The following is a 14,003-nucleotide window of genomic DNA, read 5'->3' as shown; positions in this document are numbered from 1 at the left end:
AAACGAATGGCATACGGATACCGGGATAACGACTACTTTTTTATGAAGATAAAAGCAGCGTTCCCCGGTAAGGCGCGATGAACCTTTTTTTATTCCTTCGATAGCTGTCTTTAATAAAAAAGCAAATCGGATTTCACTATTTAAGTTTAGATTATTTAAGATGAATCCGATGAAAGCGTACTGTTTTCACACAGCTTTTTGGCGTTTTTGGCCCGGTTCGTTGCTTCTTTGAGCGAACGATCAAAAATAAGCGTATTCCCATCAAAAAAATATTCTCAACATAAAAAACTTTGTGTAATACTTGTAACGCTACATGGAGATTAACTCAATCTAGAGGGTATTAATAATGAATCGTACTAAACTGGTACTGGGCGCGGTAATCCTGGGTTCTACTCTGCTGGCAGGTTGCTCCAGCAATGCTAAAATCGATCAGCTGTCTTCTGACGTTCAGACTCTGAACGCTAAAGTTGACCAGCTGAGCAACGACGTGAACGCAATGCGTTCTGACGTTCAGGCTGCTAAAGATGACGCAGCACGCGCTAACCAGCGTCTGGACAACCAGGCTCACTCTTACCGTAAGTAAGAGTACCTGTAATAAAAATGGCGCACATTGTGCGCCATTTTTTTTATCTGTAAAACACCTTTCCGCTTTATTGCATTACCCGCGTTTCATTCGCTGTGGTTGGGGTGCCATTCTGCACTGAAAGCACTGGCGTTTGCCCATCCGTCATTGACGTAGTACCGGAAGACACAACAACCGGAATACCCGCCCGACGATACATCGCTTTCTCCGCCATCACTTTGTCTGTGCCCTTATCATTCGCGAACTGCGCATAGCCCACTGGCAGCACATAAGCCATCGTCTGCGGATTCTGCGTTTCATCCTGGGTAAGTGGACGATGCACTTCCATATAGCGCTTGCCGTTTGGCTCAATGGAGTATTTCACCGGCTGGTTGATAACCCTTACCGGGGTTCCCACCCGCACCTGCGCGAACAACGCTTTAATGTCATCGGTAAACATGCGCATACAGCCGGAGCTGACGCGAAGCCCGACGCTGCTCTGCGCGTTGGTACCGTGGATCAGGTATTCACCGTTGCCGTACGCCAGACGCAGCGCAAAGCGTCCCAGTGGATTATTTGGCCCGGCGGGAACGACGGGTGGCAGAGTGATGCCTTTCTCAAGAGATCGCTGGCGAATACCCGCCGTAGGTGTCCAGGTTGGATTAGGGATTTTCTGCCCGACGCGAGTGGTCATTTCCGGCGTTTCCAGCCCGAGTTGCCCAATGCCTAAGGGATAGACCTGCACGCTATTTCCGTCCGGCGGGAAGTAATAGAGGCGTAGCTCTGCCAGGTTCACCACAATCCCCTCTCGCGGCACGTCAGGCAGTAGCAATTGCAGGGGAATGATCACTTCCGTGCCCGGTTTAGGCACTGGTGCGATGGTGTTATTGGCTTCAAGAATAATCATCGCTGCGGTATCAAATCGCCGGGCGATAGTTTGCAGGCTATTATCGCCCTCCTGCACCGTGTACGTCTGGTTTTGCCCCACCAGGCGGCTACCGCTGGCGGGTAAGGTATATTCAACCGCTCTGGCGGCCTGAGACGCGCCGAGAGCACCTAACAGCATAAGAGTGAGTAGAGACGCGCGTTTCATATCTGAGTTTCCCTTTTTTCACTGACAGAACGTCAGAACGCTGAACAACCTGCGAGGTGGGATCCCCACCTCGCCTAACAGAATGAAAGCAGTACGATTACCGTTATTGTTAGTTTAGCTAAAACTGAGAGCCTGCGTGCGAATTGCGCGGATCATCGCTTCGAGCCCCTGCGAACGTGAGGGCGTGAGGTGTTGGGTAAGCGCCATTTTTTCAAACCACGGGCGCACATCAAAGGCCAAAATATCTTGTGCGGTCATCTGGTGATACAGAATAAAAACCACTGCGATCAGGCCTTTTACAATAGCCGCGTCACTGTCACCCTGTAGTTCGATACGACCTTCAGCGTTGCGCTGCATCACTATCCATACCTGACTCTGGCAGCCCTGAATAATGTTTTCAGGACTGTGCGCCTCATCGCTTAGCGGGGCCAAACGCTGGCCCAGCTCGATGATATACAGGTATTTTTCTTCCCAGTTGTCGCAACGACTAAAGTTACGCAACAGTTTATCTTTGTCCGGCAATGCGGCCATAGAGCCTCCCTGTCAGCCCAGTAATCGGTGAATACGTTTTAATCCTGCCACCAGCCGGTCGACTTCTTCAACCGTGTTATACATCGCAAACGACGCGCGACACATGGCGGGCACGTTATAAAACGCCATCAGCGGCATCGCGCAATGATGGCCCGTGCGCACCGCGATACCGTAATTATCGAGGAAACTGCCGACGTCGTAGGCATGATGTTGACCCAAATTAAACGCCACCACCCCGAGCCGCTCCGCAGGGCCATACAGCCTCAGGTCGGGCACCGTTCCCAGCTCGGCTAGCGCATAATGCATCAGCGTTTGCTCGTAATCGGCAATGTTCTCAAGCCCCAGGCCGCTAACGTAATCTAACGCGGCTCCCAGGGCGATAATGCCGCCGGTATTCGGGGTGCCCGCTTCAAAACGCCACGGTGCTTTCGCCCACGTCGTGCCTTCGGTCAGGCTGACGGTGGCAATCATCGACCCGCCACCTTCCCATGGCGGCATCTCCTGTAAAATCTGCTCTTTTACATACAGGATGCCGATGCCCGTAGGGCCATACAGTTTATGCGCCGAGAAGACGTAGAAGTCGCAGTCAAGTTGTTGCACATCCACCACGTGATGCATCACCGCCTGCGCCCCGTCCACCAGCACTTTCGCCCCATGCTGATGTGCCAGCTCGGTCAGCGCCTGCACCGGATTTTCAGTTCCGAGGACATTTGACACCTGGGTTATCGCCAGCAGTTTGGTGCGTGCGTCAAACAGACCCGGCACCGCATCGAGCTGCAGCGTGCCGTCGGGATTGAGTGGGATCACCCGCAGTTCTGCTCCGGTGCGGGCACACAGCATCTGCCACGGCACAATATTAGCGTGGTGCTCCATCTGGCTGATGATGATGTTGTCACCCGGTCCGACGTTGCTTCCGCCCCAACTGTTGGCCACAAGGTTTATCCCTTCGGTGGTGCCGCGCACAAACACCAGCTCTTCAGCCGAGCGGGCGTGGAGGAAGTTAGCCGCCTGCTGGCGCACCTGTTCCATCCGCGCCGTGGCTTCGGCACTCAAGGTATGAATCCCGCGATGCACCGCCGCGTAGCCGTGGCGATAAAACTCCGCCTCGGCGTCAATCACCGCATTGGGTTTCTGCGCGCTGGCGGCGCTATCGAGATACGCCAGCGGCTGCCCATTCACCTCTCGGGTCAGTACCGGAAAATCAGCGCGCACCCGCTCAATGGAAAATGTCATGCTCTTCCCCCCGGCAAACGCTGACCAATCCTCGCCAGCACTTCCTGCCTGATAACCGCATCGGTGATGGCTTCGGTCAGTTCCGCGGCAAACGCATAAATAATCATCTGCTGCGCGGCCTGTTGCTTAATCCCACGCGATCGCAGATAGAACAGCTGCTCATCGTCGATACGTCCGATGGTCGCCCCGTGGCTGCATTTCACGTCGTCGGCATAGATTTCCAGCTGCGGCTTGGTGTCGACTTCCGCCAGACGCCCCAACAGGAGGTTGTTATTGGTCATCTGCCCGTCAGTTTTAATTGCGTGCTGCGCCACGTTGATCAGCCCGTTAAACACCGCTCGCCCTTTATCGCTGACGATGGTTTTATGCAACTGGCGGCTGTTGCAATACCCTTTGTTGTGCTCAAGCCAGGTCCGGGTGTCGCACACCTCGTTATTCACCGGCATCGCCAGACTGTTAATCCGCAGGGTGGTGTTTTCGCCATTCAACTGGGTACTGGTGTTGTGGCGCAGTACCGCGCCGCCCAGCAGGAAGCTGTGGCTTGCCGCGCTGGCATCCTGGCCGAGCTGTATATCGTTATGGGCGAAGTGATAGCTGGTCGGGTTCTCAAACGCGAGTTTGATATGCTGCAAATGGGCGTTGTCCGCCAGCTGCATCGTCAGGCGAGAACCGGTGAAATGCCGGGTGTCATTCAGGCTAACGAAATGCTCGATAATCGTCGCCTCTGCGCCCTGCGCCAGTTCCAGATGATGCCGATAATGGGCGGTATTCATCTCCTCACCGCCGGTGCCTTCGGTGATATGCATCAACAGCAACGGCTTCGTGGGCCGCTGATTTCGTGCCACCTGAATGTGGGTCACCGTCTGCGCCAGGCTTTCGGTGAGATGCAGAAATACCTCAGACTGCACCGGCGCGGGCAGCGTTTCACGGGCGTTATCGACCGTGATGCGATAGCCGCAGTCGTTAATGCTATTGAAGGAGTCGCTCAGCGCGGCGCTGAACTGACCGTTCACAAACACCAGACGCAGAGCGTGTACCGGCAACGAGAGCACATCCCGCTGCTCGGCAGTGATTGACGTTTCGATACTGACAAACTGGCTATTGAGCAGCCCGTCCAGCGGGGTGTATTTCCAGTTCTCTTGTTTACGCGTTGGCAGGCCGAGTCGCAGCATCTGTTGCAGGTGCTGTTCCGAATACGACGTGCGCGCATCACCTTGCGCTTCGAACAGATGATGCCACTGTTGCAGCGCGTTACTGCTGTTCGGTAAGCCAGCCATAGCCCTGCTCCTCCAGCTGTTTAACCAGCGTGAAATCGCCGGACTTCACGATACGGCCCTGATACAACACGTGGACAAAATCGGGTTTGATGTAGTCCAGAATACGCTGATAGTGGGTAACGATGATGAACGCCCGCTTGCCATCGCGCAGCGCATTCACGCCGTCTGAGACAATTTTCAGGGCGTCAATGTCCAGCCCGGAATCCGATTCATCCAGAATGCACAGCTCAGGCTCCAGCACCGCCATTTGCAAAATGTCGTTGCGTTTTTTTTCACCACCGGAGAAACCAACGTTGACCGACCGGGTGAGCAAATCTTCCGGCATTTTCAGCAGTTTGATTTTCTCTTCCATCAGATCCTGAAAATCAAAGCGGTCCAGCGTTTCCTGGCCGCGATACTCTCGCACCGCATTGAGCGCGGTCTGCAGGAAGAACTGGTTGCTGACGCCCGGGATTTCGACCGGATACTGGAAAGCCATGAAAATACCTTCTCCGGCACGGTCTTCCGGTGCCAGTTCGAGCAAGTCTTTGCCTTTAAACTCTACCGTTCCGCCAGTGACTTCATAATCTTCGCGCCCGGCCAGGGTGGCAGAAAGCGTACTTTTCCCGGAACCGTTTGGTCCCATAATGGCATGGACTTCCCCCGGGCGAATCTCGAGGTTCAGCCCGCGCAGGATCTCTTTATCTTCAACTGCAACCTGTAAATCTTTAATACTTAACATGTGTGTCCCTTAATCCTTAACCGACGCTGTGTTCGAGGCTGATGGCCAGCAGTTTTTGCGCTTCCACCGCGAACTCCAGCGGCAGTTCTGAGAATACGTCCTTACAGAAACCGTTAACGATCATTGAAATCGCGTCGTCTTCACTGATGCCACGCTGCAAACAGTAGAACAGCTGGTCTTCGCCGATACGGGAGGTGGTCGCCTCGTGCTCAAGCTGGGCGGTGTTATTGCGACACTCCACGTACGGGAAGGTGTGTGCCCCGCTGTCAGGGCCAATCAGCATCGAATCACACTGGGTAAAATTGCGCGCATTGGTCGCCGTTGGCATGATTTTCACTAAGCCACGGTAGCTGTTCTGGCTATGTCCGGCAGAGATGCCTTTCGAGATAATGGTCGATTTAGTGTTCTTGCCGATGTGGATCATCTTGGTGCCGGTATCGGCCTGCTGATGGCCACTGGTCAGCGCTACCGAGAAAAATTCACCAATTGAGTTGTCTCCGCGCAGAATACAGCTTGGGTATTTCCAGGTGATGGCCGACCCGGTTTCCGACTGCGTCCATGACATCTTGCTGTTTTCGCCTTCGCACAGCGCACGCTTCGTGACGAAGTTCAGAATGCCGCCGGTGTTGTTATCCCCAGGGAACCAGTTCTGTACCGTGGAGTATTTCACTTCGGCGTCTTTGTGGATGATGACTTCCACCACCGCCGCATGCAGCTGATAGCTGTCGCGCACCGGGGCCGAACAGCCTTCGATATAGCTGACATAGCTGCCTTCATCGGCCACCAGGATCGTCCGTTCAAACTGGCCGGTTTTTTCGGCGTTAATTCGGAAATAGGTAGACAGCTCCATCGGGCAGCGCACGCCTTTTGGCACATAAATAAACGTGCCGTCGGACGCTACCGCCGCGTTAAGTGCGGCAAAGAAGTTATCGTTGCTGGGCACTACCGTGCCGAGATATTTCTGCACCAGATTGGGGTAATCGTGGATAGCCTCGCCAAATGAACAGAAAATGATGCCCTGTTCACCCAGCTTTTCCCGGTAGGTGGTAGCGACGGAAACGGAGTCAAAAATCGCGTCGACCGCCACTTCTCGCCCTTCACGCACCGGCACGCCGAGCAAGCCAAACGCGTCTTCAACTTCCTGACTCAGGAAAGTATTGGCGCCGGTTTGCTGCACCGCGCCGGGTTCTGAGGCGCAGGTTTCATCACAGTTGCCACAGGATGGCGCAGAGTAATAGCTGTAATCCTGGTAGTTCAGCTTGTCATAATGGGCTTTCAGCCAGTGCGGCTCTTCCATCTCAACCCACGCCCGGTAGGCGTTCAGGCGAAACTCGAGCATCCACTCCGGCTCATTACGTTTGGCTGAAATTGCACGCACCACTTCCTCGCTGATCCCTTTCGCCAGTTCATCGGTCTGTAGTTGGGTAAAGAACCCTTCTTTATAGTTGAGCTGACCGCCGGCCCAGGTTTTGACATCGTCAGTTGCTTCAGTATTACGAGACATAGTTACTCCGCCTGCACGCCAAAACTTTCGCCACAGCCACATTCATGCTGCGCCTTCGGATTGTGGAACTTAAAGATTTGGTTTAAGCCTTCACGCACGTAATCGACTTCTGTCCCGTCGATAAACGGCATCGCCTGTAACGGCACCCACAGTTTCGCGCCGTCCACTTCGAACAACAAATCGTCCGCTTTCGGCTCGGTCACGGTATCCAGTACGTAAGCAAAACCTGCGCAGCCGGAAGTTTTAATCCCCAGCCGAATCCCTAGCACGCCCTGCTTGACCGCCAGCTCGCAGACATGCGCCGCCGCCGCGGGCGTCAGGCTTATGCCACGCCATGCAAAGTCAGCGGGGTTGAAGGTTTGTGATTGCAATTCCATAGGTCCACCTTTTCAGTTGAAGCCACCAGGCCATCCCCTTATGTTAGTGATAATGATTCTCACTTCAACCCCTTGCCAGCAGGGGCTTTCACAGGAATACCTGCATTGGAGGCCTTTTACTAAGCATAGACCCTGTGCACAGGGTGAACAGGTGGATTGGAAATTGTTCAATGCATTGAAAAATAACTGCTTTGGTCAGAAACGCGGGGGGAAAATACGGCAATGAAAAGATGTATAGAAAATACCGATTTATGAGATAGGATTTCGGCCTGCAATGCCAACAAAAAAGCCCTGAGGCAGTTAACCTCAGGGCTTTCACAATACACTGAGCTAAGTCAGTACAGTGATGCCTGACCCGCCGGACGGGTTTTGAAACGGCGGTGTACCCAAAGATATTGTTCAGGCGCACGCAGGATCTCTCTTTCAATCACCTTGTTCATGTAGCTCGCGGCCAGGAACTCGTCCTCCGTCGGATAATCTTTCAACGGTTCACTGATGAACAGGCTATAGCCACGGTTATTCGCTTTACGCACCATAGTGATCGTCAGCAGAGCGGAGCCTGACAGACGCTGAAGAACAAACGTACCGTTGGTGGTCGCCGCTTGCTGCACATTAAAGAACGGCGCAAAGGTGCTGCCTTTCGGGCCGTAATCCTGATCCGGTGCAAACCACACCGCTTCGCCGTGTTTCAGCGCAGTGACCAGACCACGCAGGTTACGGCGATCGATCATCGCTTTGTTGGAACGCAGGCGACCTTTGGTTTGCACCCACTCCATCAATTTGCTGTTATGCGGACGATAGGTAGCCATCATTGGTCGGCACAAACCCATGGTTCTGCCGCCGAGTTCCAGCGACATAAAGTGTACGCCAACCACCATCACGCCTTTTTGCGTTTCCAGCGCTTTGGTCAGGTTCTCATACCCTTCAACGTCAAACCATTTTTTAACCCGGGCATCGCTCCAGAACCAGGCCATGCCGGTTTCAATTAACCCCATGCCGAGAGAAATAAAGTTTTGTTCGATGAGCTTTTCTTTTGCCTCGTCAGTCATCTCCGGAAAACAGAGCGTTAGATTTCTTGACGCAATCTTTTCTCTTCTTTTCAAAAAGGGACGAGAGGCACGGCCGAGCGATGAGCCGATGAGGTAAAGCAAGGGATAAGGGAGTTGGACTATCAGCCAGAGGACACCTAAACCGAACCAGGTTAACCAGTTACGAGGGTGCAACAGCGCTGTGTCGAAGGCTTTTGCCATCGTTAATTCCTGTAAACATGTGTACCAGTAACGCGTAAGGAAAAAACGAAGAAAATCATCAATCTTTAGGCGGTACGTTGTTAATTTTGACGTTAGTTAAACGCGTGTTCAACCAAGAATCAGAATGCTACATCTGCCTGCAAAAAGATAGTGAATTAATCTGAAGCTACCCTTAAGTGGTCAGAAATAAAACGGGAGCATTCTGATGTTTATGCGCGGTTAATTACCGCGCTAATCTTCTTAATGTTATTCCGTTATTCACACCACTGCGGTTGTGAGCCTCGACGAACAGCACAATTTGCCCTGCTCGTCGAAGATATCTATCTGCCATACCTGGTGCCGACGCCCGGCGTGAAGCGCTTTGCAGACGCCGCGCACGCGCCCGCTCCGGACCGATCGAAGGTGATTGGCGTTCACTTCCACGCCGACCACTTTCTCGTCGCCCTCGGTGCACAAATACCCCGCCACTGACCCAAGCGTTTCTGCCAGCACCACTGACGCGCCGCCATGCAACAGACCGAATGGCTGATGAGTGCGGCTGTCAACCGGCATCGTGGCCTCCAGGCTGTCGTCACTCAGACGTTCAAAACGAATATCCAGCAGGCCGACCATGTTGCCCTCTCCCATGGCGTTGAGCTTTTCAAGCGAGGCGCTACGTTTCCAGATCATCCTATTATCTCCAGTAAAGCCTGTAACGGATGGCGAACACCGCTGCCCTCCACGCGCTTCACCTGGCTACGACAGGAATAGCCCGTCGCCAGACAGCGATTGCGGGGCAGGCGTTGCATCGCCTGCTGCCATGATAGTGCGTAGATACCGAGCGAGTTTTCGAGATTCTTCACCTCATGACCATAGGTGCCCGCCATGCCGCAGCAGCCGACGCTCACACTTTCCAGTTTTGCGCCGAAACGCGCGAATATCGCCGCCCACTGTTTAGGCGCCATCGGCAGCGCGGTCACTTCCGTACAGTGGACAAACAGATACCAGGCTTCACCGCTCACCTCGCGCACCTCACTGTTTTCCAGCGCCGTCGGTAACCATTCATGTACCAGTTGCACCTGGAAATCACCGCGTTGATCGCCGAGCGTTTGCTTGTATTCATCGCGATAACAGAGCACCAGCGCGGGGTCTACGCCGACCATGGGCATGTCGAGTTGCGCCACGCGGCTGAGGAAATCGGCGGTTTTCTTCGCGGTTTTCGCAAAGCGTTCAAGGAATCCTTTAATGTGCTGCGCTTTGCCGTTGGGCGAGAATGGCAGCACCACTGGCTGATAGCCCACCTTTTCTACCAGGCGAATAAAATCAGCCACCACCTGCGCGTCGTAGTAGCTGGTGAACGGATCCTGCACCACCAGTACCGTCTTCGCTTTTTGTTCCGGGCTGAGCGCCTCGAGCTGTTCGAGGGTCATGTTCGCCGAACGGTGCCCGACCAGTTGCTGCCGCAATGACGGCGTAGACAACAGCGGCAGGTCAATCATGCCGATATGTTTCTTCGACAGGCTCTTCACCCACGGCTGGCTAATGAAGAAGTTAAAGGTCTTTGGGGCACGGGCCATCAGCGGGGCGTAACTTTCTACCGTGGCCACCACGTGATCGCGTAGCGGACGTAAATAACGGGTGTGATACAGCTGCAGGAAGCGCGAACGGAACTCCGGCACGTCGATTTTAATCGGACACTGAGTCGAACAGGCTTTACACGCCAGGCAGCCGGACATCGCCTCTTTCACTTCATGCGAAAAATCGTACTCGCCCTTATTGGCGTGCCAGCTATTGCGGGTCCGTTCAATCAGCGCTCGCAGGCTGGCGCGTTTCCCCGGCAGCTCTTTTTCCAGCTTCAATGGGTCCACGCCGCGATCGGCCAGCAGACGCAGCCATTCACGCACCAGCGTGGCACGGCCTTTCGGGGAATGCATCCGGTTGCTGGTGATTTTCATCGACGGACACATCGGGCTTTTGGCATCGAAGTTAAAGCACAAACCGTTGCCGTTACACTCCATCGCGCCGCGCCAGGAACTGCGCACCGCAATCGGGATTTGTCGGTCGAACGTGCCGCGCTTAACCGCATCGACTTTCATCATCGGCGCATCGAGGCCTTCCGGTGGGCAGATTTTGCCGGGGTTGAGGCGGTTATTGGGGTCGAACGCCGCCTTCACCTTACGCAGTTCGCCATACAGGGTTTCGCCGAAGAATGCCGGACTGTATTCGGCCCGGAAGCCTTTGCCGTGTTCACCCCACAGCAGGCCGCCGTATTTTGCCGTCAGGGCCACCACCTCATCGGAAATCTGTTTCATCAGGATTTCCTGCTGCGGGTCGCACATATCCAGCGCCGGACGCACGTGTAATACCCCGGCGTCAACGTGGCCGAACATCCCGTAGCTCAGGCCATGCGCATCGAGCAGCGCACGGAATTCAACGATGTAGTCTGCCAAATGCTCCGGTGGAACGCAGGTGTCTTCCGCGAACGGAATCGGTTTTGCCGCGCCTTTGGCGTTTCCGAGCAGACCTACCGCTTTCTTACGCATTGCATAAATGCGTTCGATACCGTCCAGTTCATTGCACAGCTGCCAGCCGATCACCCCGCCCTCGCCTGCGGTCATCAGCGCATCGAGGCGCTGGCACAACGCGGTGACCTGGCTTTCAATCAAGGCTGAGTCATCGCCCGCAAACTCGACGATGTTCAGCCCAAGCATCTCTTTGTCCACAACGTCGGTAATGAGTTCGTTCACCGAGTGCCAGACGATGTCTTCCCGCGCCAGATTCAGCACTTTCGAATCGACGGTTTCCACCGACAGCGCGCGGGCCTCGACCATAAACGGGGCATTGCGCAGCGCCGAGTCAAAGGAGTCATACTTCACGTTCACCAGGCGGCGCACTTTCGGCAGACGGGTGATATCCAGCCGCGCTTCGGTGATGAACGCCAGCGTGCCTTCCGACCCGGTTAATACGCGGGTCAGGTCGAACTCTGTCATCTCATCATTGAACACGTGACGCAGGTCATAGCCGGTCAGGAAGCGGTTCAGTTTCGGGAATTTGTCGATAATCAACTGCCGGTTTTCTTTGCAGCGCTCATACACCGTGCGGTAAATACGCCCGCTCGCCGACTGTTCTTTCGCCAGCGTTTCCGCCAGCATCACCGGCATCGGTTGGGTGTCGAGAATATCGCCCCCGAGCAGCACAGCCCGCACCCCAAGCACGTGGTCCGAGGTTTTGCCGTACACCAGCGACCCTTGCCCTGACGCATCGGTATTGATCATCCCGCCAAGCGTCGCGCGGTTACTGGTGGAAAGCTCCGGCGCAAAGAAATAGCCGTAAGGTTTCAAAAATTGATTAAGCTGATCTTTGATAACCCCGGCTTCGACCCGCACCCAACCCTCTTCGGGGTTGATTTCGATGATGCGATTCATATGACGGGACATATCAATGATGATGCCCTGATTCAGGGCCTGACCGTTGGTGCCTGTGCCGCCGCCTCGCGGGGTGAAGATGAGCGAACGGAATCGCTCTTCATCGGCAATGCGTGAGAGCAGCGCCACATCGGCGGTTGAACGGGGAAATACGACGGCATCGGGGAGGAGTTGGTAAATACTGTTATCCGTCGCCATCGTCAGCCTGTCGGCGTAACGGGTGGCGGTCTCGCCGGTAAAACCTTGTTGCTCCAGTGCCTGCAAAAAATTCAACACCAGCTGTACAACGCCGGGTGCCTGAGAAATCTGTGGGATCATGACGCTTGACCCTGCCTGACTAAGTTGTGTGGACGGTTGTGTTTTGAACGATGTTCTAATAGCTGTTTTATCGTTTGCGTATAACCTAAATGTTGTATCACATTTTTTACTTATCCGCTTAGTGGATTTCAAGGTGATCATGGTCACGAAATTGTTGATATTATTATCAGTAAATGGATTTATCATCAGCGCCCCATGATGGAGCGTAACCACAAAGGTATAAAACGTATGACAACCCTTAACCGGCCCCGGGATTTACCGCAAATCCTGCTCTCGGTGCTGTTTTTAAGCCTCATGATTGTGGCGTGTTTATGGATAGTTCGACCCTTCGTTCTGGGCTTTGCCTGGGCAGGAACCATTGTAATCGCAACCTGGCCGGTGCTTATCAAGCTGCAGCGACTGCTGTTTGGCCGACGTTCACTGGCGGTACTGGTGATGACCCTGCTGCTCTTTTTACTGTTCGTTATCCCTATCGCCTTGTTAGTGAACAGCCTGGTCGATGGCAGCACGCCCTTGGTTCACGCTATATCATCGGGCTCGATAACTCCGCCGGATCTCGGCTGGCTTAAAAGCATCCCGATGGTGGGTGCGAAGCTGTACACCGGTTGGCATGGTCTGCTGGATATGGGTGGAAATGCGATTATGGCGAAAGTTCGACCGTACATCGGCTCCACTACCACCTGGTTTGTCGGCCAGGCCGCGCATATCGGTCGCTTTATGATGCACTGTGGCCTGATGCTGCTGTTCAGCGCCCTGCTGTACTGGCAGGGTGAAAAAGTGGCTTACGGCGTGCGTTATTTTGCCACTCGTCTGGCAGCAAAACGCGGTGATGCAGCGGTTGTGCTGGCCGGTCAGGCTATCCGTGCGGTGGCGCTCGGCGTGGTAGTCACCGCGCTGGTACAGGCGGTGCTCGGCGGTATCGGTCTGGCTATTTCCGGTGTGCCTTATGCGACGCTGCTGACGGTAGTCATGCTCTTCTCCTGTCTGGTTCAGCTTGGGCCGTTGGTCGTCCTCGTCCCGTCTATCATCTGGCTGTACTGGACCGGGGATACTACCTGGGGCACGGTGCTGCTGGTGTGGAGCTGTGTGGTCGGCACTATGGATAACTTCATCCGCCCGGTGCTGATTCGTATGGGTGCCGATTTGCCGATGGTGCTAATCCTCACCGGCGTTATCGGCGGCTTGATCGCCTTTGGCATGATTGGCCTGTTCATTGGCCCGGTACTGCTGGCTGTCTCCTGGCGGCTGTTTGATGCGTGGGTGCATGAAGTTCCACCGCCGTCTGACGACCCTGAAGAGGTGCTTGAAGAACTTGAGGCGCAGGAAACCGCGCCTGAGAACCTCAGCAACTGATTGTCCTGGCCCGGAGACATCAGCGCTCCGGGCCTGATACTTAAGCATTGCTTATTGTTATCCCCTCTCCGCACAGCATTTCCACCTCATTTCGTCAGGATCGTCCTGGTCAAGCTCGCAGATTCTTTACCTTTTTTTAACGATTAAGACCAATCTGATCGACGCAAAAATTCTGCATGCCTACTATTAGCTCACGGTTATAGATCAACACATTGATTTATAAGCATGGAAATCCCCTGAGTGAAACAACGAATTGCTGTGTGTAGTCTTTGCCCATCTCCCACGATGGGCTTTTTTTTGGTTCATCGCGGTTAAGCGTGAATCAATAGAAAACGGCGGTAAAAGTGGTTAGTTTTGTATTCGCCAAAACACTAACCAGC

12 protein-coding genes and 1 other RNA gene are annotated in these 14,003 nt (G+C 54.3%); 3 read left to right on the top strand and 10 right to left on the bottom strand.

What is annotated here, in order from left to right:
• The first annotated feature begins 346 nt into the window (after window positions 1-346).
• Window positions 347-583, top strand: a complete 237-nt coding sequence (locus tag ACG0Z5_RS23225; protein WP_002908860.1) for a major outer membrane lipoprotein — start codon at window positions 347-349, stop codon at window positions 581-583.
• A gap of 67 nt (window positions 584-650) precedes the next feature.
• Here ACG0Z5_RS23225 and ACG0Z5_RS23220 read toward each other — a convergent pair whose 3' ends face one another.
• The 10 genes from ACG0Z5_RS23220 to ACG0Z5_RS23175 all read right to left on the bottom strand — a co-directional run bounded on the left by ACG0Z5_RS23220 (window position 651) and on the right by ACG0Z5_RS23175 (window position 12,270).
• Window positions 651-1,655, bottom strand: coding sequence for a L,D-transpeptidase family protein (locus ACG0Z5_RS23220; RefSeq protein ID WP_394451451.1), 1,005 nt, complete (start codon window positions 1,653-1,655; stop codon window positions 651-653).
• A 114-nt stretch (window positions 1,656-1,769) separates the two neighbouring features.
• Window positions 1,770-2,186 (bottom strand): cysteine desulfuration protein SufE, encoded by a 417-nt coding sequence (sufE, locus tag ACG0Z5_RS23215; protein WP_394451449.1) that lies wholly within the window; start codon window positions 2,184-2,186, stop codon window positions 1,770-1,772.
• A 12-nt stretch (window positions 2,187-2,198) separates the two neighbouring features.
• Window positions 2,199-3,419, bottom strand: coding sequence for a cysteine desulfurase SufS (gene sufS, locus ACG0Z5_RS23210; RefSeq protein WP_394451447.1), 1,221 nt, complete (start codon window positions 3,417-3,419; stop codon window positions 2,199-2,201).
• Window positions 3,416-4,696 (bottom strand): Fe-S cluster assembly protein SufD, encoded by a 1,281-nt coding sequence (gene sufD / locus ACG0Z5_RS23205; protein WP_394451445.1) that lies wholly within the window; start codon window positions 4,694-4,696, stop codon window positions 3,416-3,418. Before sufD ends, sufS begins: the two co-directional genes overlap by 4 nt.
• Window positions 4,671-5,417 (bottom strand): Fe-S cluster assembly ATPase SufC, encoded by a 747-nt coding sequence (sufC, locus tag ACG0Z5_RS23200; RefSeq protein ID WP_394451443.1) that lies wholly within the window; start codon window positions 5,415-5,417, stop codon window positions 4,671-4,673. The genes sufD and sufC overlap by 26 nt, the downstream gene beginning before the upstream one ends.
• 16 nt (window positions 5,418-5,433) lie before the next feature.
• Complete coding sequence (gene sufB, locus ACG0Z5_RS23195) at window positions 5,434-6,921, bottom strand: Fe-S cluster assembly protein SufB (RefSeq protein ID WP_394451441.1); 1,488 nt, start codon at window positions 6,919-6,921, stop codon at window positions 5,434-5,436.
• A 2-nt stretch (window positions 6,922-6,923) separates the two neighbouring features.
• On the bottom strand, window positions 6,924-7,298 hold the full coding sequence (gene sufA, locus ACG0Z5_RS23190; RefSeq protein WP_394451440.1) for a Fe-S cluster assembly scaffold SufA: 375 nt from the start codon (window positions 7,296-7,298) through the stop codon (window positions 6,924-6,926).
• Between the two features lie 335 nt (window positions 7,299-7,633).
• Window positions 7,634-8,548 carry a kdo(2)-lipid IV(A) palmitoleoyltransferase gene (lpxP, locus tag ACG0Z5_RS23185; protein WP_394451438.1) on the bottom strand — a complete coding sequence of 305 codons (915 nt, stop codon included), beginning with the start codon at window positions 8,546-8,548 and terminating at the stop codon, window positions 7,634-7,636.
• A 258-nt stretch (window positions 8,549-8,806) separates the two neighbouring features.
• Window positions 8,807-9,217 carry a 1,4-dihydroxy-2-naphthoyl-CoA hydrolase gene (gene menI, locus ACG0Z5_RS23180; RefSeq protein ID WP_394451436.1) on the bottom strand — a complete coding sequence of 137 codons (411 nt, stop codon included), beginning with the start codon at window positions 9,215-9,217 and terminating at the stop codon, window positions 8,807-8,809.
• Window positions 9,214-12,270, bottom strand: coding sequence for an FAD-binding and (Fe-S)-binding domain-containing protein (locus tag ACG0Z5_RS23175; RefSeq protein ID WP_394451434.1), 3,057 nt, complete (start codon window positions 12,268-12,270; stop codon window positions 9,214-9,216). Before ACG0Z5_RS23175 ends, menI begins: the two co-directional genes overlap by 4 nt.
• 228 nt (window positions 12,271-12,498) lie before the next feature.
• On the opposite strand from ACG0Z5_RS23175, the gene ydiK reads away from it, so the two are divergent.
• Window positions 12,499-13,623, top strand: coding sequence for an AI-2E family transporter YdiK (gene ydiK, locus ACG0Z5_RS23170; protein ID WP_394451432.1), 1,125 nt, complete (start codon window positions 12,499-12,501; stop codon window positions 13,621-13,623).
• 193 nt (window positions 13,624-13,816) lie between these two features.
• Window positions 13,817-13,924, top strand: an RNA gene (gene rprA, locus ACG0Z5_RS23165) — antisense sRNA RprA.
• Window positions 13,925-14,003 lie beyond the last annotated feature (79 nt).

Origin of the sequence: Scandinavium sp. M-37 (assembly GCF_043558715.1) — a bacterium.
Classification (GTDB): Bacteria; Pseudomonadota; Gammaproteobacteria; order Enterobacterales; family Enterobacteriaceae; genus Scandinavium; species Scandinavium vulneris_A.
Note: the sequence above shows the minus strand (reverse complement) of the source record. Positions and strands in the feature narration are given on the sequence as shown.

Excerpts from the sequence above, each read along its gene's own strand:
- sufC (WP_394451443.1), bottom strand. The coding sequence starts at position 5,417 with ATGTTAAGTATTAAAGATTTACAGGTTGCAGTTGAAGATAAAGAGATC.
- sufE (WP_394451449.1), bottom strand. The coding sequence starts at position 2,186 with ATGGCCGCATTGCCGGACAAAGATAAACTGTTGCGTAACTTTAGTCGT.
- sufA (WP_394451440.1), bottom strand. The coding sequence starts at position 7,298 with ATGGAATTGCAATCACAAACCTTCAACCCCGCTGACTTTGCATGGCGT.
- sufB (WP_394451441.1), bottom strand. The coding sequence starts at position 6,921 with ATGTCTCGTAATACTGAAGCAACTGACGATGTCAAAACCTGGGCCGGC.
- menI (WP_394451436.1), bottom strand. The coding sequence starts at position 9,217 with ATGATCTGGAAACGTAGCGCCTCGCTTGAAAAGCTCAACGCCATGGGA.
- ACG0Z5_RS23175 (WP_394451434.1), bottom strand. The coding sequence starts at position 12,270 with ATGATCCCACAGATTTCTCAGGCACCCGGCGTTGTACAGCTGGTGTTG.
- sufD (WP_394451445.1), bottom strand. The coding sequence starts at position 4,696 with ATGGCTGGCTTACCGAACAGCAGTAACGCGCTGCAACAGTGGCATCAT.
- sufS (WP_394451447.1), bottom strand. The coding sequence starts at position 3,419 with ATGACATTTTCCATTGAGCGGGTGCGCGCTGATTTTCCGGTACTGACC.
- ACG0Z5_RS23220 (WP_394451451.1), bottom strand. The coding sequence starts at position 1,655 with ATGAAACGCGCGTCTCTACTCACTCTTATGCTGTTAGGTGCTCTCGGC.
- lpxP (WP_394451438.1), bottom strand. The coding sequence starts at position 8,548 with ATGGCAAAAGCCTTCGACACAGCGCTGTTGCACCCTCGTAACTGGTTA.
- ydiK (WP_394451432.1), top strand. The coding sequence starts at position 12,499 with ATGACAACCCTTAACCGGCCCCGGGATTTACCGCAAATCCTGCTCTCG.
- ACG0Z5_RS23225 (WP_002908860.1), top strand. The coding sequence starts at position 347 with ATGAATCGTACTAAACTGGTACTGGGCGCGGTAATCCTGGGTTCTACT.